23 protein-coding genes and 1 pseudogene are annotated in these 24,403 nt (G+C 71.6%); 9 read left to right on the top strand and 15 right to left on the bottom strand.

Annotated features, from left to right (window positions below):
• A pseudogene (locus tag ACFTZL_RS14525) lies at positions 1-382 on the bottom strand (serine-threonine protein kinase); the annotation flags it as partial.
• Between the two features lie 106 nt (positions 383-488).
• The gene (locus ACFTZL_RS14530; protein WP_382581531.1) at positions 489-1,724 is read right to left on the bottom strand and encodes an exo-beta-N-acetylmuramidase NamZ domain-containing protein; all 1,236 of its coding nucleotides are present in this window, start codon (positions 1,722-1,724) and stop codon (positions 489-491) included.
• 174 nt (positions 1,725-1,898) lie between these two features.
• Between ACFTZL_RS14530 and ACFTZL_RS14535 the strand changes: the two genes are divergently transcribed.
• Genes ACFTZL_RS14535 through ACFTZL_RS14545 form a run of 3 tightly spaced genes read left to right on the top strand, consistent with a single transcriptional unit; the run spans position 1,899 to position 4,956 of the window.
• Positions 1,899-2,672: an SDR family oxidoreductase gene (locus ACFTZL_RS14535; protein WP_382581532.1), complete on the top strand. Its 774-nt coding sequence runs from the start codon at positions 1,899-1,901 to the stop codon at positions 2,670-2,672.
• Positions 2,669-4,333 (top strand): class I adenylate-forming enzyme family protein, encoded by a 1,665-nt coding sequence (locus tag ACFTZL_RS14540; RefSeq protein ID WP_382581534.1) that lies wholly within the window; start codon positions 2,669-2,671, stop codon positions 4,331-4,333. Before ACFTZL_RS14535 ends, ACFTZL_RS14540 begins: the two co-directional genes overlap by 4 nt.
• A 29-nt stretch (positions 4,334-4,362) precedes the next feature.
• Positions 4,363-4,956, top strand: coding sequence for a TetR/AcrR family transcriptional regulator (locus ACFTZL_RS14545; RefSeq protein WP_382581536.1), 594 nt, complete (start codon positions 4,363-4,365; stop codon positions 4,954-4,956).
• A 177-nt stretch (positions 4,957-5,133) separates the two neighbouring features.
• On the opposite strand, the gene ACFTZL_RS14550 is transcribed toward ACFTZL_RS14545, so the two are convergent.
• Positions 5,134-6,348, bottom strand: a complete 1,215-nt coding sequence (locus tag ACFTZL_RS14550; RefSeq protein ID WP_382581538.1) for an acyl-CoA dehydrogenase family protein — start codon at positions 6,346-6,348, stop codon at positions 5,134-5,136.
• A gap of 5 nt (positions 6,349-6,353) precedes the next feature.
• Positions 6,354-7,388 carry a phosphotransferase family protein gene (locus ACFTZL_RS14555; protein WP_382581539.1) on the bottom strand — a complete coding sequence of 345 codons (1,035 nt, stop codon included), beginning with the start codon at positions 7,386-7,388 and terminating at the stop codon, positions 6,354-6,356.
• Between the two features lie 211 nt (positions 7,389-7,599).
• Here ACFTZL_RS14555 and ACFTZL_RS14560 point away from each other — a divergent pair, with 211 nt between their 5' ends.
• Positions 7,600-8,544 (top strand): NADP-dependent oxidoreductase, encoded by a 945-nt coding sequence (locus ACFTZL_RS14560; RefSeq protein ID WP_382581541.1) that lies wholly within the window; start codon positions 7,600-7,602, stop codon positions 8,542-8,544.
• A gap of 29 nt (positions 8,545-8,573) precedes the next feature.
• Here the strand turns inward: ACFTZL_RS14560 and ACFTZL_RS14565 are convergent, their stop codons facing one another.
• The 4 genes from ACFTZL_RS14565 to ACFTZL_RS14580 all read right to left on the bottom strand — a co-directional run bounded on the left by ACFTZL_RS14565 (position 8,574) and on the right by ACFTZL_RS14580 (position 10,869).
• Positions 8,574-8,909 carry a DUF202 domain-containing protein gene (locus tag ACFTZL_RS14565; protein ID WP_382581543.1) on the bottom strand — a complete coding sequence of 112 codons (336 nt, stop codon included), beginning with the start codon at positions 8,907-8,909 and terminating at the stop codon, positions 8,574-8,576.
• Entirely contained in the window at positions 8,906-9,298 is a 393-nt protein-coding gene (locus ACFTZL_RS14570) for a YidH family protein (RefSeq protein WP_382581545.1), read from the bottom strand. Before ACFTZL_RS14570 ends, ACFTZL_RS14565 begins: the two co-directional genes overlap by 4 nt.
• Before the next feature lie 100 nt (positions 9,299-9,398).
• Positions 9,399-9,914 carry an NUDIX hydrolase gene (locus tag ACFTZL_RS14575; RefSeq protein ID WP_382581547.1) on the bottom strand — a complete coding sequence of 172 codons (516 nt, stop codon included), beginning with the start codon at positions 9,912-9,914 and terminating at the stop codon, positions 9,399-9,401.
• Positions 9,915-9,945: 31 nt separating this feature from the next.
• Positions 9,946-10,869, bottom strand: coding sequence for a DMT family transporter (locus ACFTZL_RS14580; protein WP_382581548.1), 924 nt, complete (start codon positions 10,867-10,869; stop codon positions 9,946-9,948).
• 364 nt (positions 10,870-11,233) lie between these two features.
• Between ACFTZL_RS14580 and ACFTZL_RS14585 the strand changes: the two genes are divergently transcribed.
• The 4 genes from ACFTZL_RS14585 (at position 11,234) to ACFTZL_RS14600 (ending at position 15,229) form a co-directional block, all read left to right on the top strand.
• Positions 11,234-12,184 carry a hypothetical protein gene (locus tag ACFTZL_RS14585; RefSeq protein WP_382581550.1) on the top strand — a complete coding sequence of 317 codons (951 nt, stop codon included), beginning with the start codon at positions 11,234-11,236 and terminating at the stop codon, positions 12,182-12,184.
• Between the two features lie 35 nt (positions 12,185-12,219).
• Positions 12,220-13,758, top strand: coding sequence for an APC family permease (locus ACFTZL_RS14590; protein ID WP_382581552.1), 1,539 nt, complete (start codon positions 12,220-12,222; stop codon positions 13,756-13,758).
• A gap of 147 nt (positions 13,759-13,905) precedes the next feature.
• On the top strand, positions 13,906-14,631 hold the full coding sequence (locus tag ACFTZL_RS14595; RefSeq protein WP_382581570.1) for a molybdopterin-dependent oxidoreductase: 726 nt from the start codon (positions 13,906-13,908) through the stop codon (positions 14,629-14,631).
• Complete coding sequence (locus tag ACFTZL_RS14600) at positions 14,615-15,229, top strand: cytochrome b/b6 domain-containing protein (protein ID WP_382581554.1); 615 nt, start codon at positions 14,615-14,617, stop codon at positions 15,227-15,229. Before ACFTZL_RS14595 ends, ACFTZL_RS14600 begins: the two co-directional genes overlap by 17 nt.
• Positions 15,230-15,305: 76 nt before the next feature.
• Here the strand turns inward: ACFTZL_RS14600 and ACFTZL_RS14605 are convergent, their stop codons facing one another.
• From ACFTZL_RS14605 to ACFTZL_RS14620, 4 genes are read right to left on the bottom strand one after another with little or no spacing between them, the layout of a single operon-like run.
• Entirely contained in the window at positions 15,306-16,337 is a 1,032-nt protein-coding gene (locus ACFTZL_RS14605; RefSeq protein ID WP_382581572.1) for an L-idonate 5-dehydrogenase, read from the bottom strand.
• A gap of 29 nt (positions 16,338-16,366) precedes the next feature.
• Entirely contained in the window at positions 16,367-17,131 is a 765-nt protein-coding gene (locus ACFTZL_RS14610) for an SDR family oxidoreductase (RefSeq protein ID WP_382581556.1), read from the bottom strand.
• A 13-nt stretch (positions 17,132-17,144) separates the two neighbouring features.
• The gene (locus tag ACFTZL_RS14615) at positions 17,145-18,542 is read right to left on the bottom strand and encodes a gluconate:H+ symporter (protein WP_382581558.1); all 1,398 of its coding nucleotides are present in this window, start codon (positions 18,540-18,542) and stop codon (positions 17,145-17,147) included.
• 47 nt (positions 18,543-18,589) lie between these two features.
• Complete coding sequence (locus ACFTZL_RS14620; RefSeq protein WP_382581560.1) at positions 18,590-19,108, bottom strand: gluconokinase; 519 nt, start codon at positions 19,106-19,108, stop codon at positions 18,590-18,592.
• Between the two features lie 137 nt (positions 19,109-19,245).
• Between ACFTZL_RS14620 and ACFTZL_RS14625 the strand changes: the two genes are divergently transcribed.
• Positions 19,246-19,947, top strand: coding sequence for a FadR/GntR family transcriptional regulator (locus tag ACFTZL_RS14625; protein WP_382581562.1), 702 nt, complete (start codon positions 19,246-19,248; stop codon positions 19,945-19,947).
• 13 nt (positions 19,948-19,960) lie between these two features.
• On the opposite strand, the gene ACFTZL_RS14630 is transcribed toward ACFTZL_RS14625, so the two are convergent.
• The 3 genes from ACFTZL_RS14630 to ACFTZL_RS14640 form a co-directional block, all read right to left on the bottom strand.
• Complete coding sequence (locus tag ACFTZL_RS14630; RefSeq protein WP_382581564.1) at positions 19,961-20,338, bottom strand: YchJ family protein; 378 nt, start codon at positions 20,336-20,338, stop codon at positions 19,961-19,963.
• A 13-nt stretch (positions 20,339-20,351) separates the two neighbouring features.
• Complete coding sequence (locus ACFTZL_RS14635) at positions 20,352-21,695, bottom strand: M1 family metallopeptidase (RefSeq protein WP_382581566.1); 1,344 nt, start codon at positions 21,693-21,695, stop codon at positions 20,352-20,354.
• A gap of 66 nt (positions 21,696-21,761) precedes the next feature.
• Positions 21,762-24,403 (bottom strand): Pls/PosA family non-ribosomal peptide synthetase (locus ACFTZL_RS14640; RefSeq protein ID WP_382581568.1); only part of this gene is annotated, 2,642 nt, incomplete at its 5' end.

Raw genomic sequence — 24,403 nt, forward strand, 5'->3', positions numbered from 1 at the left:
GGATGGCCCGGCCCGGGAAGGTCTCCAGCAGCGCGTGCCGCGTGTCCTTGTCGAGCACGGGACGCCCGGGGGCCTCGGCCGCCACGGCCCGCGGCAGGTCCGGGATCGGTTCGTCGGAGAACCGCATCGCCGGCCAGAGCACCCCGACGTATCCGACCCGGGCCGCCGGGGCGAGCCGCGGGACGGGCGCGAAGAAACGGTCGTAGAGCCGGTTCGCGCCCGAGCGGTCGTTGTTCCAGCCGTGCGCGAAGACGATCAGGTCGCGCACCTTCCGTTCGGTCACCCCGGCGAGCAACCGGTCCCGCTGGCGGCCCGCCGGGTCCCCGTCCGCGTCGAAGGTCAGCTCCCAGTAGGGAGCCACACTCATCGCCGGATCCGCCATGACAGGCCCCCTAGCCCCCGGGTGACGCCACGATCTGGGCGCATCGTCCTGCCAACGGGGCGACTTGGCCATACGTCACGGGCGCATCGGGGGCCGTATGCCTTGCTCAGCGGTAGACGAGGTACTCCCGTCGCATCCGCCGGAACGCCGCCAGGTCCCGCTGCCACCCCGCCACGACCTCGTCGGTGTCCGCGCCCGCGTCGATCATCGTGCGCACGCGCGTGGAGCCGGTGAGCTTGTCGATCCAGTTGTCGGGGCGCCAGGCGAAACCGCTCCAGACCCGCTTGGCGGTCACGAGCAGGGCGATTCCCGTGCGCACGGGGTCGAACGCGGCCCGGTCGTGCACATGGACCTGTACGCCGCCGATCGTCTTGCCCTGGAACTTCGAGAAGGTGGGCGCGAAGTACGCCTCCCTGAACCGCACGCCGGGCAGCCCGAGTCCGTTCGCCTCGGCCGCCCAGCGCCGGTCGACGCCCTCCGCGCCCAGCAGCTCGAACGGACGGGTCGTGCCGCGCCCCTCCGACAGGTTCGTGCCCTCGAACAGACACGTCCCCGAGTACACCAGGGCCGTCTCCGGCGTCGGCATGTTCGGGCTCGGCGGCACCCAGGGCAGGCCGGAGGCGTCGTAGAACTCCGAGCGCTTCCAGCCCGACATCGTCACGGTCTCCAGCGGCACGGGGTCGGTCAGGAACTCGCCGTTGAACAACCGCGCCAGCTCGGCGACGGTCATCCCGTGGGCCTGGGAGACGGGCTGCCGCCCGACGAACGTGGCGAACTCCTTGTGCAGCACGGGCCCCAGCGCCGCCCGCCCGGTCACCGGGTTGGGCCGGTCCAGGACCACGAACCGCTTGCCGGCGAGCTGTGCGGCCTCCATGCAGTCGTACAGGGTCCAGATGTACGTGTAGAAGCGGGCGCCGACGTCCTGGATGTCGAAGACGACCGTGTCCACGCCGGACGCGGTGAAGATGTCGGCGAGGGGCCGGCCGCTCTTGAGGTACGTGTCGTAGACGGGCAGGCCGGTCGCCGGGTCGTCGTAGCGGCCCTCGGAGCCGCCGGCCTGGGCGGTGCCCCGGAAGCCGTGCTCGGGGCCGAAGACGGCGGTGAGGTCGACGCGGTCGTCCTCGTGCATGACGTCGACGATGTGGCGGGCGTCGCGGGTGATGCCGGTGGGGTTGGTGACGATGCCGGCCTTCTGGCCGTCGAGCAGGGCGTAGCCGTCGTGGGCGAGTCGTTCGAAGCCGGTGCGCAGTTGCCTGTGGCGCTGGGCGGCGGACGCGGTGGATGCGGCTGATACGGCTGCCGCCGTGGCGGTGGTGAGTACGGCTCGTCTGGAAGGGCGCATGCGGTGACCTCCGTGGTCCGTTTTGTGCCGCTTCTTTGTGGCTGGTCGCGCTCACGCGGCGGAGCCGCAAATCGGCACAGCCCCGCGCCCCTAAGGGTGTTGCGGTTGCCCCTTCCTTGAAACATACCGACCGGTTAGTCTGGCGCCATTGCTGAGCCGCGTCTAAGGAGACCGATGGTGGGAGCCTTTCAAGGGGCTGGAGTCGTTGTCACGGGGGCCGGTGGCGGTATCGGAGCCGCGCTCGCCCGGCGCTTCGCCGCCGAGGGGGCCCGGGTCGTCGTCAATGACCTGGACGCCGAGCGGGCCGAGCACATCGCGGACGAGGTCGGCGGGATCGCCGTACCCGGTGATGCCTCGGCGATCGTCGGGGACGCCCGGGACGCGCTCGGTGGGACCGTCGATGTGTACTGCGCCAACGCCGGTGTCGCCTTCGACGGCGTCGATTCCGGTCAGGCGCTGGACGAGAAGGCGTGGGCTACGTCCTGGGACGTGAACGTCATGGCCCACGTCCGGGCCGCTGAGGAGCTGCTGCCCGCCTGGCTGGAGCGCGGCAGCGGCCGGTTCGTGTCCACCGTGTCCGCCGCCGGGCTGCTCACCATGATCGGCGCCGGCCCCTACGCCGTCACCAAGCACGGCGCCCTCGCCTACGCCGAGTGGCTGTCGCTGACCTACCGGCACCGCGGCGTGAAGGTCCACGCCATCTGCCCGCAGGGCGTCCGCACCGACATGCTCGCCGCCACCGGCAGCGCGGGCGACCTGGTGCTGCAGCCGACCGCGATCGAGCCGGAGGCCGTCGCGGACGCCCTGGTCAAGGGCATCGAGGAGGACCGGTTCCTGATCCTGCCGCACCCGGAGGTCGCCGCCTACTATCAGGCCCGGGCCGGTGACCCCGACCGATGGCTGACCGGCATGAACCGCATCCAGCAGCAGTGGGAGGAGACCCGGTGACCGAGTCCCGCTACGCGGCCAAACCCTGGCTGGACCTGCTCGACGAGGCCCAGAAGGGCCCGATAAGCCCCGCCGGCTCCCTCGTGCACGCCCTGCGGCGAGTGGTGGCCGAGACCCCGGACACCGACTGCCTGGCCTACTTCGACGGCCGTCTGACCTACCGGGAGGTCGACGAGCTCAGCGACTCCGTCGCCGGGCACCTCGCGGCACGCGGCCTGGAGCGCGGCGACCGGGTCGCGGTGCTCCTCCAGAACTCCCCGCACTTCGTGCTCGCCGTGCTCGGCGCGTGGAAGGCGGGCGCGGTCGTCGTGCCCGTCAACCCGATGTACAAGTCGGGCGAGGTGGCCCACGTCCTGCGGGACGGCGAGGTGGCCGCGCTGATCTGCTCGGACCGGGCGTGGGAGTCGTATCTGCGCGAGACGGCGGCGGACTCGTCCGTGCGGATCGTGCTCACCGGGTGCGAGCTGGACTTCCAGACGCGTGACGACGCGCGCGTGCTGACCTTCGAGCGGCTGCCGCAGGCCCCGGACGCCGATGATCTGGTGACGGTGGCGCGAGCCGGGAACAAGGCACCGGCGGACCGTGCGCCCGGGCCCTCCGACATCGCGCTGATCAGCTACACCTCCGGCACGAGCGGCACGCCCAAGGGCGCCACCAACACGCACGGCAACATCATGTACAACGCCGAGCGGCAGCGGACCGGCCTGGGACTGCCCGAGCGGCCCGTGTACTTCGCGATGGCGCCCCTGTTCCACATCACGGGCATGGTCTGCCAGTTCGGCGCCTGTCTGAACAGCGGGGGCACGCTCGTGCTGGCCTACCGCTTCGAGGCGGGCACGGTGCTGGACGCGTTCGCCGAGCACGCGCCGCACTATACGGTCGGCCCCTCCACGGCCTTCATGGCGCTGGCCGCCCACCCCTCCGTCACCCGTGACCACTTCTCCTCCTTCCGGGTGATCTCCTCCGGCGGCGCCCCGCTGCCGCCCGCGCTGGTGGAGAAGTTCCGGGCGGGCTTCGGGCCGTACATCCGCAACGGCTACGGGCTGACCGAGTGCACCGCGCCCTGCGCCTCCGTGCCGCCCGGTCTGGAGGCGCCCGTCGACCCCGCTTCCGGGACGCTCGCCGTGGGCCTGCCCGGCCCCGACACGGTCGTACGGATCGTCGACGACAACGGCGACGAGGTGCCCTTCGGGGAGCAGGGCGAGATCGCCGTACGCGGCCCGCAGGTCGTGCCCGGCTACTGGCGGCGCGCCGACGCCACCGCCGAGACGTTCCCCGGAGCCGAACTGCGCACCGGCGACATCGGCTTCATGGACGAGCAGGGCTGGCTGTACGTCGTGGACCGCAAGAAGGACATGATCAACGCGTCCGGCTTCAAGGTGTGGCCGCGCGAGGTCGAGGACGTGCTCTACACGCACCCGGCGGTGCGCGAGGCCGCTGTCGTCGGGGTGCCCGACGGCTATCGCGGGGAGACCGTCAAGGCGTACATCAGCCTGCGTCCGGACGCCGAGACGGACCCGGATGCACTCGCCGCCTACTGCAAGGAGAGACTGGCCGCTTACAAGTACCCGCGCCAGGTGGAGATCCTGCCCGACTTGCCGAAGACGGCCAGTGGGAAGATCCTCCGTCGGGAACTGCGTTCCCGGACGCAAGGCAATTGACCAGCAGTACGGAAAGGCAGGTGGCGGCAGTGCCCAGGACGACGGACTCGGACGGCATCCCCGTGCCTCAGCGGCTCCTGGCCGCCGCCACCCGGCTCTTCGCGGAGCAGGGCTACGACCGCACCTCGGTGCAGGAGATCGTCGAGGCGGCCGGCGTCACCAAGGGGGCGCTGTACCACTACTTCGGCTCGAAGGACGACCTTCTGCACGAGGTGTACGCGCGTGTGCTGCGCATCCAGCAGGAGCGGCTGGACGCCGTCGCGGGCGCGGACGAGCCGGTGGAGAAGCGGCTGCGGTCCGCGGCCGCGGACGTCGTGGTGACGACCATCGACAACCTCGACGACGCGATGATCTTCTGGCGGTCGATGCACCATCTCAGCCCTGAGAAGAACAAGCAGGTCCGCTCCGAGCGCCGCCGCTACCACGAGCGCTTCCGCGCGCTGGTCGAGGAGGGCCAGGAGGCGGGCATCTTCTCCAGGACGACCCCGGCGGACCTGGTCGTCGACTACCACTTCGGCTCGGTCCACCACCTGTCGACGTGGTACCGCCCGGATGGTCCCATGTCGCCCCAGCAGGTGGCAGACCACCTGGCCGACCTGCTGATGCGGGCACTGCGCCCGTAACGGCCCGTGCCCACCACCCGACACGGTCAGCCAAGAAGCCGGGCTCGCCCCCTCAGCCCGTCCGGCGCTTGAGGACGAGGCCGTCCGGGCCGACCGGGGGTCCAGGGGGGCAGAGCCCCCTGGGGATGGGACGGGTAGGGGCGGCGGGGGCGAAGAAACCCCCACCGCCCGCACCACCTACACGTACTTCTTCAACTCCCGCCGAGCCAGCGACCGCTGATGCACCTCGTCAGGCCCGTCCGCGATCATCAGCGTCCGCGCCCCGGCGTACAGCTCCGCCAGCGGGAAGTCCTGACTGACACCCCCCGCACCGTGCAACTGGATCGCCCGGTCGAGGATGTCCACCACCGCACGAGGCGTAGCGATCTTGATCGACTGGATCTCGGCGTGGGCCCCCTTGTTCCCGACCGTGTCCATCAGCCACGCCGTCTTCAGCACCAGCAGCCGCAACTGCTCGACCGTCACCCGCGCGTCCGCGATCCAGTTGTGCACCACACCCTGCTGCGCCAGCGCCTTGCCGAATGCCGTACGGGACGTCGCCCGCCGGCACATCAGCTCGATCGCCCGCTCCGCCATGCCGATCAGCCGCATGCAGTGGTGGATCCGGCCGGGACCGAGCCGGGCCTGCGCTATGGCGAAGCCGCCGCCCTCCTCGCCGATCAGGTTCGACGCCGGCACGCGCGCCTGGTCGAAGATCACCTCGGCGTGGCCGCCGTGGTAGTGGTCCTCGTAGCCGAAGACCCGCATCGCGCGCTTGACGGTCACGCCCGGGGTGTCGCGGGGGACCAGCACCATGGACTGCTGACGACGGATGTCGTCCCCGTCCGGGTCCGTCTTGCCCATCACGATGAAGATCTTGCAGTCGGGGTGCATCGCCCCGGAGATGTACCACTTGCGGCCGGTGATGACGTACTCGTCGCCATCCCGCTCGATGTGCGTGGTGATGTTGGTGGCGTCCGAGGAAGCCACCTCCGGCTCGGTCATCGCGAACGCCGAGCGGATCTCACCCGCCAGCAGCGGCTCCAGCCACTGCTTCTGCTGCTGCTCGTCACCGAACTGGGTCAGCACCTCCATGTTCCCGGTGTCGGGCGCCGCGCAGTTGGTCACCGTCGGCGCCAGTTGCGGGGACCGGCCCATGATCTCGGCGAGCGGCGCGTACTGCAGATTGGTGAGTCCGGCCCCGTACTCGGAGTCCGGCAGGAAGAGGTTCCACAGGCCCTGCCTGCGCGCCTCGGCCTTCAGCTCCTCCACCACGGGCACCGTCTCCCACGGCGAGGCGAGCCCGGCGCGCTGCTCGTCCGCGACCGCCTCGGCCGGATAGACGTGCTCGTCCATGAAGGTGAGCAGCTTGGCGCGCAGCTCCTCGGTGCGTGCGTCGAACGCGAAGTCCATACGGATCAGCCCTCCTGAAGGCCCTCGTGAAGCGTGGTCAGCCCGTGCCGGACGAAGACGGGCACGAGGTCGCCGATGCGGTCGAACCCGCGTCCGACCGTCTGGCCGAGCGTGTAGCGGTAGTGGATGCCCTCGAGGATCACGGCGAGCTTGAACCAGGCGAACGCCGTGTACCAGGAGACCGCGGAGACGTCGCGCCCCGAGCGCGCGGCGTACCGCTCGATGAGTTCGGAAGGCGCCGGATGCCCGGGGGCCTCGGCGGTCGTGGAGACGGGGGACTCGGGCATGCCCAGCGGCATGCTGTACATCACCAGCAGACCGAGGTCGGTGAGCGGGTCGCCCAGCGTCGACATCTCCCAGTCGAGGATCGCCCGGATGGTGTCGTCCTCGCCGATCAGCACGTTGTCGAGCCGGTAGTCGCCGTGCACGACGGCCGGGGCGGGGGAGCGGGGCAGGTCCCGGCCGAGCGCGGCGTGCAGCTCGTCGATACCGTCCAGATCGCGGTTGCGGGAGGCGTCGAGCTGCTTGCCCCAGCGCCGTAGCTGCCGGTCCAGGAAGCCCTCGGGCCGGCCGAAGTCCGCGAGGCCCGCCTCGCCCGGGTCCACCGCGTGCAGCTCCACCAGCGTGTCCACCAGGTTCAGCACCGCGCCCCGGGTCCGCTCCGGACCGAGCGGCACGAGCTGGTCGGCGGTGCGATAGGGGGTGCCCTCGACGAACTCCATGACGTAGAAGGGCGACCCGAGCACCTCCTCGTCCTCGCACAGCAGCACCGGCCGCGGAACCGGCACGGCGGTCGGATACAGCCCGCTGATCACCCGGTGCTCGCGCTTCATGTCGTGCGCGGTGGCCAGCACATGGCCGAGCGGAGGGCGCCGTACGACCCAGCGCGCGGTGCCGTCGGAGACCGCGTACGTGAGGTTCGACCGTCCGCCCTCGATCAGCCGGCCGGACAGCGGACCGTTCACCAGGCCGGGGCGCTCCCGGTCGAGCAGGCCGCGCAGCCGGTCGAGATCGAGTCCGGGCGGGTGGTCGGGGCTCATGCGTCGCTCCTACGGGCAGATGGACGGTTCCCGACTCATGATGCCGACCGGTCGGTATGTCGTCCAGAGGGGGGCCGAAACGTGATCGGAGCCACGATAGGCCGACGGCTCCTCACGCGAGACGCCGGGAGGCCCATCAGAAGGCCCCTGGACCGCTTCGTTCAGGCCATCCGGCTTGCGTGCCGCGCGGGGAGCCCGGAAGGTCGGAGCCATGAAGGCCATCAGCTACTCACGGTACGGCGGACCCGAGGTGCTGGCGTTCGGGGAGGTCCGCGATCCCAAGGTCGGCCCCGACGCGGTGCTGGTCAAGGTGCGGGCGGCGTCCGTGAACCCCGTCGACTGGAAGGCCCGCGAGGGCTACCTCGACGCCATCCTCGAACCCGCCTTCCCCGTGGTGCCCGGCTGGGACGTCTCGGGCGTCGTCGTACGGCCCGGCGTGGCCGTCTCCGAGTACGACGTCGGGGACGAGGTCATCGGGTACGTGCGCGAGGACTTCCTCTCCCGGGGCACCTTCGCCGAGTACGTGGCCGCCCCCCTGCGCACCCTCGCCCGCAAGCCGCGCAACCTCTCCTTCGAGGAGGCGGCCGGACTCCCGCTGGTCGGGCTCACCGCCTACCAGGTGCTGCTCAAGGTGCTCCAGGTGCAGCGGGGCGAGACCGTCCTGGTGCACGCCGCGGCCGGCGGCGTCGGCTCGATCGCCGTACAGCTCGGCACCCACCTCGGCGCCCGGGTGATCGGCACGGCGAGCGAGCCCAACCACGACTTCGTGCGGGGCCTCGGAGGCGAGCCGGTGATGTACGGCGAGGGACTGGGCGAACGGGTGCGGGGGCTGGCGCCCGAGGGTGTGGACGCGGTGTTCGACACGGTCGGCGGTGACACGCTGAAGGTCTCGGCGAATCTGCTGGCACCCGAGGGCCGCCTGGTGTCGATCGCCGACGGCGACGTCGTGAACTACGGCGGCCGCTACTACTTCGTACGCCCCGACGCCGAGGACCTCCAGCGGCTGTCCGAGCTGGCGGAACAGGGCGTGGTGAGCGTGCACGTCTCCGAGACGTTCCCGCTGGAGCGGGCGGCGGACGCGCATCTGCTGAACCAGGAGGGCCGGACCCGCGGAAAGATCGTCGTGACGGTGGACTGGGAGACGGAGGGCGCGTAGCCCCCGCCGGCCGTTGAGGACCGGGGGCCTCAGAGAACGAGGGCGGCCCCGCACACCGCCATCGCCACCGTGCACAGCACCGCGGCCGTGGCGTGCCGGGGCGCGAACGCCGCGGGGCTGCCGGGGGCGGAGAGGGTGCGGATACGGCGGTGGGCGACGCCGAGGAATCCCAGCCACAGGACACAGCACAGGGCGCACGCGACGACCCCGGCCACCGACGCGCCGCCGTGCAGCGCGGTCTTCACGGCGAGCACGGCGGAGACCGTGCCCGAGAGCGTCGTACGCCGCCACGCGAGCCGGGTCCGCTCGGGCTGGAGCCCGGGGTCGCGGTCAGCGGGCTGAGACGCGCTCGTGGATACGCTCACCCCTCCCACCCCACGAGCACCACAAGCACCATCGCGACGGCGACGACCGCGACGACGAGGCTCAGCAGCGCCGGGAACCGGGACACCGGCAGATCCTCGCCCCGGCGCATGGCCCGCTCGCAGCGCATCCAGTGGTTGACCGCCCGCAGCGAGCACAGCACCCCCGCCGCGAGCAGCGCGAGCGCCAGCCCCACCCGCCAGCCCCAGCGCAGGTCCGGCAGGAACTGGTCCACGGCGAAACCGCCCCCGATCAGCGCGAGCGCGGTGCGCAGCCAGGCCAGGAAGGTGCGTTCGTTCGCCAGCGAGAACCGGTAGTCGGGCGTCTCGCCGTCCTGCCGGACCTCGGCGGGCGCGAACCACAAGCGGACGTTCCGTACGAACTCGATCACGTGCGCGACCCTACCCGGGAGGTCCTCACCGGGCGCTGCGGGTCCGGGGCCTCTCAGCCCCAGGCGCCCTCAGCCCATGCGGCCCTCAGCCCAGGCGCCCTCAGCCCATCGACCGGAACGCCTTCAGCCGCTCGTACGCCGCCAGCCCGTCCGGCACCCACTCCCAGTCCCCGAGGCGCCGCTCCACCTCGTCGTCGGGCAGGAAGTCGTGCCAGGCCACCTCCTCGACCTGCGGCTGTACAGGCAGCTCGCAGCGGACCTCGTACACCGCCGACCACCAGCTCCGGCCGCTGCCGTCCTCGTAGAGGAACTTGAAGAGGTACCGCGGGTCCGGCAGGCCGGTCACGCCCAGTTCCTCCTCGGCCTCGCGCAGGGCCGCCGTGTCGTAGGCCTCGCCCGCTCCGACCACACCGCCGACGAACATGTCGTAGAGGGAGGGGAAGACCAGCTTGGTCGGTGTCCGCCGGTGCACGAAGAGACGCCCTTCGGCGTCCCGGGCCTGGATGAACACGCAGCGGTGCCGCAGACCCTCGGCATAGACCTCGCCTCGGGGCGACTGCCCGATGACCTGGTCGTTCTCGTCGACGATGTCGAGGATCTCGTCAGCAGCGCTCATGCCCTCATCCAAGCAGTGAGCGGCGCCGGAATCACTGCGGCTGCGGCTGCGGCTGCGGTTGCGGCTGTGCCTGCGGCTTCCCCACGTGGGCCCGCTTCGCCAGCCCGTGCGGCATCGCCGGATGCAGCCCCAGGAGCACGATCCCGGCGACCACGGCCAGCAGACCGCCCGCCTCCCAGCTCAGGGCCACGGCGTCGGTCCGCAGCCGGTCGCCGAGGAAGCCGACGCCGCAGATGATCCCGGCGAGCGGCTGGGCCGCGGTCAGGGCGGGCAGCGACTTGCGCAGGGAAGCGGTCTCGAAGGCGCTCTGCACAAGGACCAGCCCCGTGACGCCCAGCGCGAGGACCGCGTACGGCTGCCAGCCGGTCAGCAGCTCGGCGAAGCCGCCGTCGGAGAACTTCTGCCCGCTCACCCGGGTCAGCGCGTCCTGCACGCCGTACAGCAGCCCGGCGGCCAGGGCCAGCAGCACCGGTCCGGAGCTCAGCCGCGAACGCTTTGCGTGTGTCGTGAGCAGCAGGGCGAGGCCGACCATGGCCCCGATGATCAGCCACTGCCGCACCGGATCGGCCGTCGCGGCGCCGCCCTGTGGCTGACCCGCCACGATGAACGCGGTCACTCCGCCCGCCAGCAGCAGCAGGCCCGCCCAGCCCTGGCGGCCCAGCGGCTGCTTGGTCTGCCTACGGGAGAGCCCGAGCGCGAACAGCAGGTTCGTCGCCAGCAGCGGCTCCACCAGTGACAGCTCGCCCTGCCCAAGGGCGGCGGCGCCCAGCGCCATGCCGACCACCATCAGCGCGATACCGCCGAGCCAGCGCGGCACCTTCACCAGGTCGATCAGCAGTCGGAAGGAGAGAAAGTCGCTCAGCGGAGCCCGCTGGGCCGCGTTCTGCTGCAGAACGAAGCCGAAGCCAAGACAGCAGGCGGCGCTCAGGGCGAGCACGAGAACTAGAACCGACACGCGGTGTACCTCGATCGTCAGGTCGGGTCACGGTTGCGTAAGGGCCGACTGTACCGGCCGGCTCCGCCCGGCGCGCCCGTACGTCCTGCCATCCTCCGGGGCGAATCCGGCTAACGCTATGACGTACGTCACAAAGGGCGAAACGGATAAATCGGATGCCGGTCGCACGCTCCTCCTGCTCCCCGTTGATCACAAAACCCTCACAAGTAACGCCACTTGACGCGTGTAACGCGAAGACGGCCCTTGACGTCAACCATTGGCGGGGGGTTGGCTGTGCGTGATCAGTTCATGGCATTGCGCACACCCGCGCCCCATCGACCGCCGTGAGCCGAAACACAAGAAGAGCGCGTGAGGAAGTTCCGCGGTGTCCCCACCCCCGCCTCCCCTCGGCCGTGGCCGCAGACGTGCGGCGCAGGCCTTCGACGAGGCCCTCGACGACGCCGACCTCGTGGCCGCGCGCGCCGCGCTGGCGCAGGGCCGCTGGCAGCACGTCCGTTCCCTGCTGGTCCAGACCGGAGACGACTGGGACCGCCGCGGCCACCGCATCACGGTCCTCGCGGCCGAGTCCTACAGCGCCGCCTGGGCCCGTGAGTGGCTGCTCGCCGAACCCGAGTCCGCCGACGCCTCCGTGCTGCTCGCCCTCGCCGAGGTCCGGCGCGTCCTGCGCGGCAAGGGCAAGCCGGTCCGCGCCCGCGAGGCCTGCGAGGCCGCCGTCGCCCGCGCCCCGGCCGACCCCACCCCCTGGCTCGGCCTGCTCATGCTGGAGTGCGCGACCGGCACCGACCTGGAGGTGGTCCGGCGCTTCGAGGCGGTCCGCGGCCGGTACGCCGACCACCACCACGCCCACCACCTGATGGTCGCCCGGCTCGCCGCCCGCCGCACCGAGGCCGGCCCGGACCCGCTGCACGAGGTCTACGACTTCGCCAACTGGGCCGCCGAACAGGCACCGGCCGACTCCCCGCTCGCGATCCTGCCCGTCGTCGCACACGCCGAGCGCTACCGCGTCCTGGCGGCCGCCGGGTACGAGCCCGCCGATCCGGCCGCCTCGGGCCACTGGGCCGGCCGCCGCGCCCGGCAGGTGATGAAGGCCGCCTTCGACTGGTGGCTGGAGTGGGAGCTGGAGGGCCATCCGCGCCGGCTGATCGACCTGAACTTCCTCGCCCACGCCAAGTTCTGCGAGGGGCGGGGCGCCGAGGCCGCCGCCCTGTTCCACCGGATCGGCCGGTACGCCACCCCGGCGCCCTGGTCGTACCCGGACCGTGACCCGCACACCGCCTTCGCCGCCGCCCGCGCCGGCGCGCTCGGCACGGCCTGACCCCCCGCCATCCCAGAAGTGAGGACGCTCTCCCGATGACCACGGACAGTTCGAGTACGAGCACGTCCGCCGCCGGCGGCGGCATCAGTACGTTCAAGGGGCAGGAGCGCGCCCTGCGCGCCGACCGCCTCGGCACCGGGGGACTGCTGCTATCCGTCCTCGCGGCGACCGCCCCGCTCATGGTGGTCGCTGGTGTCATGCCCACTACATTCGCGGTGATGGGCATCGTCGGCCAGCCGCTGCTCTTCGTCGTCCTCGGCGTCGTCCTGGTCCTGTTCAGCGTGGGCTACGCCGAGATGAGCCGCCACGTCCACAACGCGGGCGCCTTCTACGCGTACATCTCCCGCGGCCTCGGCGGCACCGCCGGCGCGGGCGCCGCCCTGGTCGCCCTCGTCGCCTACAACGCGCTCCAGATCGGCATCTACGGCATCTTCGGCTTCGAGGTCTCCGGGCTCCTCGCCACGTACGCCGACGTGGAGATCGCCTGGTGGATACCGGCCCTCGTGGCCGCCCTAGCCGTCGGACTGCTCGGCTGGCTCAAGATCGACGTCAACGCGCGCGTGCTCGGCGTGCTGCTGGTCATCGAGGTGCTCCTCGTCGTGATCTTCGACGTCGCCGCCCTCGCCGACCCCGGCAAGGAAGGCCTGTCGCTGCACGCCTTCAACCCCGACACGCTCACCGGCGCGGGCGTCGGCACCGCGCTGTGCTTCTGCATCGCCGCGTTCCTCGGCTTCGAGCAGGCCCCCGTCTACGCCGAGGAGACCAGCCGCCCGCACGTCCTGGTGCCGCGCGTGATGTTCTTCGCCGTCGGCGGGGTCGCCGTCTTCTTCGCGCTGAGCAGCTGGGCCCTCACCGTCGCCACCGGCCCCTCCGCGATCGTCGGCACGGCCCAGAAGCAGAGCGCCGGACTGCTGTTCTTCCTCACCGAGTCCCGCCTCGGCGGCACCTTCACCGACGTCCTGCACGTCCTGTTCGTCACCGGCATGTTCGCCGCCCTGCTCAGCTTCCACAACGTCGTCGCCCGGTACGCCTTCGCCATGGGCCGCGAGGGCCTGCTGCCCGCCGCCTTCGGCCGCACCAGCGGCACCAGCGGAGCCCCCGGCACCGGCTCGCTGCTGCAGACCGTCGTGGCCGTGGTGGTCGTGGTCGCCTTCGCGATCGCCGACGACAAGCCGGTCGGCGACCCGACCGCGCCCGTTCTGCAGCTGTTCACCTGGCTCGGCAACATCGGCGCCCTCGGCGTGATCCTGCTGATGGCGGCGGCCTCCCTGTCGGTCATCGTCTTCTTCGTCCGCCGCGGCGCCGCCGGCGCCCAGGCCTGGCGGCTGGTCACCGCCACGCTGTCGGGCCTCGCCCTGCTCGTGATCGCCGGCTACACGGTGAAGGACTTCGAGGTGCTGGTCGGCGCCGGCCCGGACTCCTCGCTGAGCTGGGTGCTGCCCGGCGTCATCGGCCTCGCTCTGGCCGCCGGTCTGGTCCTGGGCCTGGTGCTGCGCGCCCGCGCCCCCGAGAAGCACGCCCGGATCGGGCTCGGCAACGAGGCGTTCCAGTTGGACAAGGCGGCCTCGTCCTGAGGGTGCCCGCGTAAGAAGTGGTTACGGAACTCTGACGAGCACCCGCGATCCCTGTCCTGCCGGGGCCGCGGGTGTTCGAATGAGAACGTGAACGAGAACGCGCACGAGGACGTGAATAGGGGCGTGCACGAGGACGTACAAGACGGCGTGAACGACGGACACCCCGAGGAGCGGGGCACCCCGATCGGCCGCCGCGTCTTCCTCGGCACTCTCGGCCTGGGCGCCCTGGGCGTCGTCGCCGCGCCCAAGCTGCAGCGCGGCCTGGAGGGCTTCCTCGGCGGCGCCGCCGACAAGGACCCCACCGGCCTGACCGGACTGCTCCCGAACGGCGGCGGCTTCCGCTACTACTCGGTCGCCTCGTCCGTCCCGCGCAAGAACGACGACACCTACCGCCTGAAGGTGGACGGCCTGGTCGACCGCCCCACGACCTACACGCTGGACGCGCTGAAGGCCCTGCCGCAGACCCGGATGGTCCGCGACGTCCAGTGCGTCACCGGCTGGCGGGTCCCGGACACGCCGTTCGAAGGCGTCCGTCTCTCCCGGCTCCTCGACGCGGCCGGCGTACGCCCCACCGCGAAGGCGATCCGCTTCACCTGCTTCGACGGCACCTACTCCGAGAGCCTCACCCTCGCCCAGGCCCGCCGCGCGGACGTCCTGGTCGCCCTGCGCATGCAGGACAAGGACCTCAGCCACTCCCACGGCGGCCCGGTCCGCCTCTATGTGGCGCCCATGTACTTCTACAAGTCCGCCAAGTGGCTCTCCGGCATCACCCTCACCGACGACGTCGAGCCGGGCTACTGGGAGGAGCGCGGCTACGACGTCGACGCCTGGGTGGGCCGCTCGAACGGACGCGACGATGCACCCACGAGCTGACACCGCGGCCGATGTCAGCCGCTTCACCCGGACCGAGCGCTGGATCCACCGCACGACGGCCGCCGTGATGGGCGTCTGCGTACTGACGGCGGCCTGCCTCTACGTCCCCCAGCTCGCCGAACTCGTAGGCCGACGTGCCCTGGTCGTCACCCTGCACAAGTGGTCAGGCCTCGCCCTGCCCGTCCCGGTCCTGGCAGGCCTCGCCTCCCGCGCCTTCCGAGCCGACCTGGGCCGGCTCAACCGCTTCGGCCCGCACGACCGCACCTGGCTGCGCGCCGCCCTGCACCGCGACAAACGGCAGGCCTCCCGCCCGGCGGCCAAGTTCAACGCCGGCCAGAAGATCTACGCGGCCTGGATCGCCGGCGCCACCCTCGTCATGCTCGCCACCGGCCTGATGATGTGGTTCACCCACCTCACCCCCCTGCTCTGGCGCACCAGCGCAACCTTCGTCCACGACTGGCTGGCCCTCACCATCGGCATAGTCCTGGCCGGCCACATCGGCATGGCGCTGGCCGACCCGGAATCCCGCAAGGGCATGCGCACGGGTTCGGTGAGTAATGAGTGGGCGGACCGACAGCACCCCCTATGGCGCCGCTAGTTGTCCGACCCTAGGGGCGCGGGGAACTGCGCGAACAACCACAACGCGCCCGCAGCCCCCGGACAACATCAACCCCCTACGGCGCGACGTCAAAATCCAACAGCACCTTGCAAGACCGACTCCGATCAGCGGCCAGCGCAAACGCAGACTCGGCGTCCCCCACAGGAACCACCGCACTCACCAGCCCATCAAACGCCGGCTCCAAGGCCAGCAACTCCAACGCCGCATCAAACTCCGTGTCGAACCGGAACGCCCCCCGAAGCTCGATCTCCCGGCTCACCACAAGGTTCCCGGCGAACGGACTCTGCCCCGGCGGCAACATCCCCAACTGCACGACAACCCCACCGCGCCGCACCCGCCGCAGACACGCGTCGAGCCCCGCGGCAACCCCGGACGCCTCGATCGCCACATCCACCTCGTCGGGCCACCCGGCATCGTCGGGATCGTCGGCCCGGACAACGGTGCTCGCACCGGCGACCCGGGCATACTCCAACGCCTCGGGCAGCAGATCCGTCACAGTGACCTGTGCCGCCCCCGCCGCCTTCGCCGCCGCGACCACCAGACACCCGATCGGCCCGGCACCGGTCACCAGAACATGCCGCCCGGCCACGTCCCCGGCCCGCCGCACCGCGTGCAGCGCGACGGACAGCGGCTCGGCGAGCGCGGCCCGGCGCAGCTCCAGGCCGTCCGGCAACGCCCGCAACTGCTCACTCGGCACGACCACCTGCGCCGCGAACCCGCCCTGCACATGCGGGAATCGCGCCGCACTGCCCAGATACCTGGTGTCCCGGCACACGTTCCGCCGCCCGGCCGAGCACTCCGGGCACACCCCGCACGGGGTCGCCGGGTGCACGGCCACGGCCGTACCCGGAATCGGACCCGAGGCACCGGCCCCGTACTCCAGCACCGTCCCGACGACCTCGTGCCCGAGCACCATCGGCTCCCTGAGCCGGAAGTCTCCGACGCCGCCGTGCCGCCAGTAGTGCAGATCGGACCCGCACACCCCGCCGTACCGGACGGCGACCAGCGCCTGCCCCGGCCCGGGCTCGGGAACCGGCAACTGCGCGACCCGGAGGTCGTCCTGACCGTGAATCACACAACCCAGCATCGAAACCTCCTGATCGGTCACAGCCATGGTCACAGCACGCTCGTCATGCCGCCGTCGACGTACAGGATCTGACCGCTGATGAAGTCGGCGGCCGGGGAGGCGAGGAACAGCACCCCGCCCACCAGGTCCTGCGTACGACCCCAGCGCCCGGCCGGGGTACGCCGCCGCACCCAGGCGCTGAACTCCTCGTCGTCGACGAGGGGCTTGGTCAGCTCGGTCTCGATGTAGCCCGGGCCGAGCCCGTTGACCTGCACTCCGCTCGGGCCCCAGTCCGCGCACATGCCCTTGGTGAGCATCTTCAGCGCGCCCTTGGTGGCGGCGTACGGCGCGATCCCGGGCCGCACGACCTCGCTCTGCAGCGAGCAGATGTTGATGATCTTGCCGTGGCCGCGTTCCGTCATCCGGCGCGCCGCCTCACGGCCGGTCAGGAAGGCACTGGTCAGGTTGGTGTCCAGGATCCGGTGCCAGTCCGAGTCGGTGAACTCCAGCAGCGGGGCGCGCAGTTGCATGCCCGCGTTGTTGACGAGGATGTCGAGCGGGCCCACCCGCTCCTCGACCTCCGCGATCCCGTCCGCCACGGACGATCCGTCGGTCACGTCGAACGCGGCCGTGTGCACCTTGTCGCCGGGCAGCCCGGCGGCGGCCTCGGCCAGCCGGTCCTTGTCGCGTCCGTTGAGGACGACCGTGCAGCCGGCTTCCGCCAGACCACGGGCGAGGGCGAGTCCGATGCCCCGGCTGGAGCCGGTCACCAGGGCCGTGCGGCCGCCGATGTCGAACAGGGGGTGAGCAGTCATGGCCGTACCTCTCCTAGATCACCAAGGACAACAGCAGGACGATGCCGCCGGCGACCACCGAGATGATCGTCTCCATGACGGACCAGGTCTTGATGTTCTGACCGACGGTCAGCCCGAAGTACTCCTTCACCATCCAGAACCCGGCGTCGTTCACATGGCTGAAGAACAGCGAGCCGGCGCCGATGGCCAGGACGAGTAGAGCCGCGTGCGTCGTCGACATGTCGGCCGCGAGCGGGGCGACCAGACCGGCCGCCGAGACCGTCGCCACCGTCGCCGAACCGGTCGCCAGCCGGATCGCCACCGCGATCAGCCAGGCCAGCAGCAGCGCGGGGATCGACCAGTCCTCGGAGATCTCCAGGACCATCTGGCCCACGCCGGTGTCGATGAGCGTCTGCTTGAACCCGCCGCCCGCGCCGACGATCAGCAGGATGCCCGCGATGGGCATGAGGCTCTTCTCGACGAGCGGCGAGACACGCTCCTTGGAGAACCCGGCGGGCCGCAGCAGCGTGAAGATGCCGACGAGCACCGAGGCGAGCAGCGCGATCATCGGGGCGCCGACGACGTCGAAGACGCGCTGGACCGGGTTCTCCGGGTCGTCCACGACGATGTCGACCAGCGCCTTGGCCAGCATCAGGATCACCGGCAGCAGGACCGTGAACAGCGTGGCGCCGAAGCCGGGGCGCTTCTCCAGGTCCTCGGAGGCGCGCTGCGGAATCATGTTGTCGGGGGCGGGCACGTCCACCCAGCGGGCGGCGTACTTCGAGAACACCGGACCGGCGATGATCACCGTGGGGACGGCGACCAGGACGCCGAGCGCCAGCGTCACGCCGAGGTCGGCCCCGACCGCGTCGATCGCGACCAGCGGACCGGGGTGCGGCGGTACCAGGCCGTGCATCACGGACAGGCCCGCGAGCGCCGGGATGCCGATGCGCATCAGCGAGTAGTTGCCGCGCTTGGCAACCATCAGTACGACCGGGATCAGCAGCACGATGCCGACCTCGAAGAAGAGGGGCAGTCCGATCACGGAGGCGATCAGCACCATCGCCCAGGGCATCGACCGCCCGCCGGCCTTCTCGAGGATGGTGTCGACGATCTGGTCGGCGCCTCCGGAGTCGGCGAGCATCTTGCCGAGGATCGCGCCGAGGGCGATCAGCACGCCGACGCCGGCGACCGTGGTGCCGAGGCCGGCGCTGAAGCTGGTGAGGACCTTGTCCAACGGCGCCCCGGCGATCGCGCCGAGCGCCAGCGACCCGATGGTCAGCGCCAGAAAGGCGTGCAGCTTGAACTTGGTGATGAGCATGACGATGACGGCGATGCCCGCCAGAACGGCGATGCCCAGCTGAGCGTGGCCGGCCGAGGTGATCGGCTCGGGTGCGTCCGCTGCCAGCATCTCGACGCTGAGTCTGGTCACGGGTGAGGTGTCCTTGGGGTGAGGAGTCGTAGGAAGGGAGTCAGGGGCTACTTGACGGGCTCGGGGAGATCCTCGAGCGCGCTCGCCGCCCGTTCGGTGATCTCCTCCGGGCTGCCCAGGACGTCCACGCGGACTCCCGCCTCGTCACCCTCCAGCGGCTGGAGCGTGGCGAACTGGGAGTCGAGCAGCGCCGTGGGCATGAAGTGCCCCTGCCGGTGCGACATCCGGTCCTCGATCAGCGCGCGGTCGCCCGCGAGGTGCACGAAGACCACGCCGGGCGCGGCGGCCCGCAGCCGGTCGCGGTACGACCGCTTCAGTGCCGAGCAGCTGACCACCCCGCCGAGCCCGGCCCGCCCGTGCCCCCACGCGCCGATGGCGTCCAGCCAGGGCCAACGGTCCTCGTCGGTGAGTGGCGTACCGGCCGACATCTTGGCGATGTTGGCCTGCGGGTGGAAGTCGTCGCCCTCGGCGTACGGAACGCCGAGCCGGGCTGCGAGCAGGGGACCGATGGTGGTCTTTCCGGTGCCCGCGACGCCCATGACCACGACGACGTGGGGGGTGTTCATCGCTGCCTCACTGTCTGCTGTCTTCGTCGACACGTGATGTCGACGCAACTGAAACCCATTAGGTACGACTAATTCAAGAGGTCGTGACAAATAAGTCTGACTTTTTGTCTCCGTGATCTACCCCGTACGCTGAGTGCATGAGCACACCGGGTCGAGGGCTGCACGGCCATGTACTGGACACCCTCGGCCCCGAGATCACGGCCGGCGAGTACCCGCCGGGCAGCGTGCTGCGCACGGACGAGCTGGCCCAGCGTTTCGATGTGTCGCGCTCCGTGATGCGCGAGGCGGTCCGGGTCCTGGAGTCCATGCACCTGGTCGAGTCCCGCCGCCGGGTCGGCGTGACGGTCCGCCCCAAGTCCGAGTGGAACGTCTACGACCCCGAGGTCATCCGCTGGCGCCTGGCCGGCGCCGACCGCCCCGGGCAGCTCCGGTCCCTCACGGTGCTGCGTTCGGCGGTCGAACCGGTAGCGGCGGGCCTCGCCGCCCGGCACGCCACCGCCGAGCAGTGCGCCGAGCTCACCGAGTGCGCCCTCGGCATGGTCGCCAACTCACGCGGTCACAAGCTGGAGGAGTACCTCGTCCACGACGTCGCCTTCCACCGCGCCGTCCTGGCCGCCTCCGGCAACGAGATGTTCGCCCGCCTCGGTGACGTCGTCGCCGAGGTCCTGGCCGGCCGCACCCACCACGACGTGATGTTCGAGGACCCCGACCCGGCCGCCGTCACCCTGCACGTCCAGGTCGCCGAGGCGGTCCGCGCGGGCGACGCGGTCCGCGCGGAGGAACTGACCCGCGAGATCACGGTCGGCGCCCTCCAGGAACTGGACATCCTGGCGCCCTAGTTCTCAGCGGCTCTCAGTCGAGGATGTCTCCGTCTACGTAGACCCAGGCCCCGTCGACCCGTTCGAACCGACTCCGCTCGTGCAGCGATCCGCCCCGGTACGAGGCCCGGAACGTCACGGTCCCGGTGGTGTGGAACGCGGACCCGTCACTCGTGTCCAGGATCTCCAGCCCGGTCCACCGCATCTCCGCATCCAGCTCGAGCCGCCCCGGCCGCGTCCGCGGATGCCAGGTCCGCAGCAGATACCCGGCGTCCCCCATCACGAAGGCGCTGTACCGCGACCGCATCAACGCCTCGGCGGTGGGGGCCGCGGCCGCTCCCATGGGGAGGTAGCGCCCACAGCAGTCGCCGTAGGTCCCGGGGCGGCCGCAGGTGCAGGAACGCGTAGTCATGCCGGTCATTGTCCTAGACGGCCCCGCCCGTGCGGGGCGAGGGCAGCGGCGGCAGCGTCGTTCCGTACACCCACATGTCGAACAGCGCGTCCAGCGGCTCGTCCGTGAACCGCCCCACGTGCGCGGTGAAGTTCGCCGTCGTCACCGCCCCGCCCCGGTGCAGGCCCGCCCACCCGCGCAGCATGCGGAAGAACGCGTCGTCGCCCAGGGCGCACCGCACCGCGTGCAGGACGAGCCCGCCCCGCTGGTAGAGACGGTCGTCGAACATCGACTTCCGCCCCGGATCGGCCAGCCGGAGCTCCTGAGGCAGCGAAAACAGCAACCGGTGTGCCCCGGCGGCCAGTTGCTGGGCGCTACGGCCTCCCGAGCGCTCCGACCACAGCCACTCGGCGTACTTCGCGAACCCCTCGTTCAGCCAGATCTGCCGCCAGTCGGCGATGGACACGCTGTTGCCGAACCACTGGTGCGCCAGCTCGTGCGCGATCAGCCGCTCCGAACCCCGCTCCCCGTCCACATGGTTGGACCCGAACAGCGACAACCCCTGCGCCTCGACGGGGACGTCGAGCTCCTCCTCGGTCACCACGACCGCGTACTCGTCGAACGGGTACGGCCCGAACAGCTCCTGGAACAGCTCCATCATCGCGGGCTGCCGTGCGAAGTCGCGGGCGAACCGGGGGAGCAGGTGCGCCGGAATGTGCCCGTGCTGCGGAACCCCGCCCGGACCCGGGTCACCCAGCAGCACGGTCTGGTACTTCCCGATCGACAGCCCCACCAGGTAGCTGGACGTCGGCGCCGCCTGCTCGTACACCCAGGTGGTCGTCGAGGCCTTCGTCGTGCGGGTGAGCAGGCGTCCACCGGCCACCACCGCGTAGGCCGAGGGCGTCGTGACCGAGATGTGGTACGAGGCCTTGTCGGCCGGCCGGTCGTTGCACGGGTACCACGACGGCGCCCCGACCGGCTGGCTCGCCACCAGCGCCCCGTCCTCCAGCTCCTCCCAGCCGAGGCCGCCCCAGGGACTGTTCACCGGCCGGGGGTTCCCCGACCACTGCACCTCGACGGTGAAGGCCGCACCGGCGCGCACCGGCTTCGCGGGGCGCACGCGCAGCTTGCCGCCCCGGTGCGTGTAGTGCGGCGTACGGCCGTCGACCTTCACCCGGCCCACCCGGAAGTCCGCGAGGTTGAGCTGGAACTCGGTGAGCTGGCCGCGGCCCGCGATGGCGTTGATCCGCGCGGTTCCCGACAGCCGGTTCGGCGCGGGGCGGTAGTCCAGCGTGAGCTCGTACCGGTGCACCCGGTACCTGAGGTCACCGTTGCCCGGGAAATACGGGTCCTGACCCACTGACTGCTGAACCGCCACTGTTGCGTCTGCTCCCTGCACTGCGCTCGTACGACGTCTGTCGGCCCCGGCCCGCCGGGGCTGTGCCTAGCGCCGCCATGCCTCGATCGGGTTGCCCAGCCAGCGCGTGTCGTCGGGCACGGACTCCGCGGCCATCACCAGGGACGCCGGACCCAGCGTGGCGCGGGCCCCGACGGCGCTGCCGGGCAGGATGATTCCGCCCGGGCCCAGAGTGGCGCCCTCACGGAGGACCACAGTATCCGTCCGCAAGATCCGGTCGTGGAAGAGGTGGGTCTGGAGCACACAGCCCCGGTTCACGGTCGCCGCGTCCTCGAGCGTCACCAGATCGGTCTCCGGCAGCCAGTAGCTCTCGACCCACACCCCCCTGCCGATGTGCGCACCGAGTCCGCGCAGCCACGCCGACAGCAGCGGCGTACCCGGCACCGCACCGGCCAGCCACGGCACGGCCAGCACCTCGACGAAGGTGTCCGCCAGCTCGTTGCGCCACACGAAGGAGCTCCACAAGGGGTGCTCGGCCCGGCGGTGCCGCCCCACGAGCAGCCACTTCGCCGCGATCGAGACGAGCCCCGCCGCGCAGCCCGCCCCGAGCAGCACCAGACCGGACAGCAGGGGAGCCCACACCCCGAGCACGCACAGTGCCGCCGCCGTCCCCACCGCCAGCGCCGCCGAGCAGAACACCGGCACGATCCGGCAGAGCTCCACAAGACCGCGCGCCCACAGCAGCCGCGCGGGCGGGTCGTAGGTCCGGCTCTGGTCGCCGTCGGACGCGGCCCGCGGCAGCTTCACCGGCGGCAGCCCCAGATACGAGCTGCCCTTCTTGGCCTTCTTCGGCGTCGCCGACAGCACACCCACCAGCCCGCCGTCCGGCACGCTGCGGCCCGGCGCGGTCATCCCCGAGTTGCCGAGAAAGGCTCGCCGGCCGATCTCCGCGCGCCCGACCCGCAGCCAGCCGCCGCCGAGCTCGTACGGCGCGGTCAGTGTGTCGTCCGCCAGGAACGCGCCCTCGCCGACCGTGGTCAGACTGGGCAGGGCCAGCACGGTGGACACCTCGGCCCGCCGCCCGATCCGCATCCCGAGCAGCCGCAGCCACACCGGCGTGACCAGCCCCGCGTACAGCGGGAACAGCACGTCCCGCGACCGGTCCATCAGCTGGGTCACGGTCCAGGCCTGCCAGCCCACCCGGCTGTGCGTGGCGTGCGTGCCCTCCCGCAGCCCCAGGCTCAGCAGCCGTACGGCGATCACGAGCAGCAGCGCGTACGCCAGCCCGAAGGCGAGCGTCGCCGGCACCAGCGCGAGCACGGCACCACGCAGGGCCGCGCCGAGCCCGGCGTCCGGAGCGACGAACAGCCCCGCCACCAGCAGCGCGGCAGCCGCCGAGACCACCGGCAACGCGGTCAGCGCGAAACCCGTCACGCCGTACATCACCCGCCAGAACGCGCCCCGCCCGGGCCGGTCCTTGGGCCAGTTGCGCTTGGCCCGGCCCAGCTTGACCGCGGGCGCTCCCGCCCACCGCTGCCCGGTGGGAATCTGCCCGGTGACCGCCGAACCGGGCGCCACCTCGGCCCGCTTGCCCACCCGCGCGCCCGGGAAGAGCAGGCTGCGCGTGCCGACGACGGCGTGCGCGCCCACCTTCACCGGCCCGACCTCCAGCCGGTCACCGTCCAGCCAGTACCCGGACAGGTCCACCTCGGACTCGACGGCCGAGCCCCGGCCCAGCTTGAGCATGCCGGTGACCGGCGGCAGCGAGTGCAGGTCCACGTCCTGCCCGACCTTGGCGCCCAGCGCTCGCGCGTACCGTTCCAGCCAGGACCCGGTCAGTGAGGTCGCCCCGCTGAACTCGGCCAGCCGCTCGGCCGTCCACAGCCGCAGATGGACGCTGCCACCGCGCGGGTAGCGGCCCGGCCGCACCCCTCGCAGCAGCAACCGGGCCCCGCCCGCGGCGAGCGCCAGGCGCCCGGGCGGGCTGAAGAGCAGCACGGCGCCGGCCGCGACGAGCCACCAGGGCGCGGTCGGCAGCCAGGCGTAGGCGGGCAGCACGTTCCCGAGCGCGGCGAGCACCACGGTCCAGCGCAGCCCGAGCAGCGTGAACAGCGGAACCAGCAGCAGAAGCTGGACGAGCTGGGCACGCCTCGGCACCGGTGCCACGGCCCGCTGGGCGTTGTCGTCCTGTACCGACTCCTCCAGACGCCGGGCCAGCTTCCGCAGGACGGGCCTTTGGTAGATGTCGAGGACGGCGGCGCTCGGGTAGCGCGTGCGCAGCCTCGTCGTGAGCTGGGCGGCGGCCAGACTGCCCCCGCCGATCGCGAAGAAGTCGTCGGAGGCCGACGTCACCGGAATGCCGAGGACGTCCGTCCACTGCTCGGCGAGCCAGGCCTCGGTGCCGTACAGCGGCTCGGCCGGGCCACCCGTCTCCAGACCCTCCAGCGGCCAGGGCAGCGCGTTCCGGTCCACCTTGCCCGACGTACGCGTCGGCAGCTCGTCGACCGGCGCGAGCAACGGCACCAGAGCGGCGGGCAGCTCGGCGCGCAGCCGCTCGACGGCGGTCGAGTGGTCCCAGCCGTCCTGGACGACGACGTAGCCCACGAGGAGCTGGTTTCCGCTGCGGGCCGTGCGCACCGCGGCGGCGGCCCCGGCCACCCCGGGCAGCGCCTGAAGCGCCGCGTCCACCTCACCGAGCTCGATACGGCGCCCACCGAGCTTGATCTGCT

It is taken from the genome of Streptomyces sp. NPDC056948 (assembly GCF_042674225.1).
Lineage (GTDB): Bacteria > Actinomycetota > Actinomycetes > Streptomycetales > Streptomycetaceae > Streptomyces > Streptomyces purpurascens.

Excerpts from the sequence above, each read along its gene's own strand:
- ACFTZL_RS14530 (WP_382581531.1), bottom strand. The coding sequence starts at position 1,724 with ATGCGCCCTTCCAGACGAGCCGTACTCACCACCGCCACGGCGGCAGCC.
- ACFTZL_RS14535 (WP_382581532.1), top strand. The coding sequence starts at position 1,899 with ATGGTGGGAGCCTTTCAAGGGGCTGGAGTCGTTGTCACGGGGGCCGGT.
- ACFTZL_RS14550 (WP_382581538.1), bottom strand. The coding sequence starts at position 6,348 with ATGGACTTCGCGTTCGACGCACGCACCGAGGAGCTGCGCGCCAAGCTG.
- ACFTZL_RS14555 (WP_382581539.1), bottom strand. The coding sequence starts at position 7,388 with ATGAGCCCCGACCACCCGCCCGGACTCGATCTCGACCGGCTGCGCGGC.
- ACFTZL_RS14560 (WP_382581541.1), top strand. The coding sequence starts at position 7,600 with ATGAAGGCCATCAGCTACTCACGGTACGGCGGACCCGAGGTGCTGGCG.
- ACFTZL_RS14575 (WP_382581547.1), bottom strand. The coding sequence starts at position 9,914 with ATGAGCGCTGCTGACGAGATCCTCGACATCGTCGACGAGAACGACCAG.
- ACFTZL_RS14590 (WP_382581552.1), top strand. The coding sequence starts at position 12,220 with ATGACCACGGACAGTTCGAGTACGAGCACGTCCGCCGCCGGCGGCGGC.
- ACFTZL_RS14600 (WP_382581554.1), top strand. The coding sequence starts at position 14,615 with ATGCACCCACGAGCTGACACCGCGGCCGATGTCAGCCGCTTCACCCGG.
- ACFTZL_RS14605 (WP_382581572.1), bottom strand. The coding sequence starts at position 16,337 with ATGCTGGGTTGTGTGATTCACGGTCAGGACGACCTCCGGGTCGCGCAG.
- ACFTZL_RS14610 (WP_382581556.1), bottom strand. The coding sequence starts at position 17,131 with ATGACTGCTCACCCCCTGTTCGACATCGGCGGCCGCACGGCCCTGGTG.
- ACFTZL_RS14620 (WP_382581560.1), bottom strand. The coding sequence starts at position 19,108 with ATGAACACCCCCCACGTCGTCGTGGTCATGGGCGTCGCGGGCACCGGA.
- ACFTZL_RS14625 (WP_382581562.1), top strand. The coding sequence starts at position 19,246 with ATGAGCACACCGGGTCGAGGGCTGCACGGCCATGTACTGGACACCCTC.
- ACFTZL_RS14630 (WP_382581564.1), bottom strand. The coding sequence starts at position 20,338 with ATGACTACGCGTTCCTGCACCTGCGGCCGCCCCGGGACCTACGGCGAC.